Genomic DNA, 559 nt, shown 5'->3' on the forward strand with positions numbered 1-559 from the left:
TGCTGCGCCGCCCGGATGAGGTCACGGGTGAGATCGTTCTCCGCGGCGGTGCACCAGACGAGCGCCCACTGTGCCAGGGGCGCGTCGTGGATGGGCACATAAGTCATGCCCGGCACGGGCATGACCCGTGCGTCGTGCGTGAATCCCGGCGATACGGCCTCGCCGCTGACGATGATCGGGATCATGTCCGCATAGTTGGTGACACTCGGACCGATCTCGATGAATCGCCCGCTTGGCGTGCGAGTGGGTACAAGCCCCTCTCGCCAGTAGTCGGGTTTGGCGCCGCCCATGACGACCTCGTCCCCGAGGTCCTCCAACGAGATCGACTCCCGTGAGGCCAGCCGGTGGGAGGCCGCTACCCCCAGCACGATCTGCTCGGTGAGGATGATCGGCCCCACCATAAGGTCAGGTTCGCTGACGGGCAGCCAGAGCAACTGTACGTCCACCTCTCCCGCGCGAAGGAGACCGAAGGGGTCGCTGAAGTTGACATGGCGGAGGCGTACCTGGCAATTCGGCCGAATGATGGCGAACTCCTCCAGGAGGGCGCGGTAGCGGTCGA

1 protein-coding gene is annotated in these 559 nt (G+C 65.5%); it reads right to left on the reverse strand.

The window, feature by feature from the left end:
- Nucleotides 1-539: LysR substrate-binding domain-containing protein (locus Pmi06nite_RS41660; protein WP_308442570.1), on the reverse strand; the 539-nt coding region annotated here is incomplete at its 3' end.
- Nucleotides 540-559: the final 20 nt, after the last annotated feature.

Source organism: Planotetraspora mira (assembly GCF_016863275.1).
In the GTDB taxonomy this organism is placed as follows: Bacteria; Actinomycetota; Actinomycetes; order Streptosporangiales; family Streptosporangiaceae; genus Planotetraspora; species Planotetraspora mira.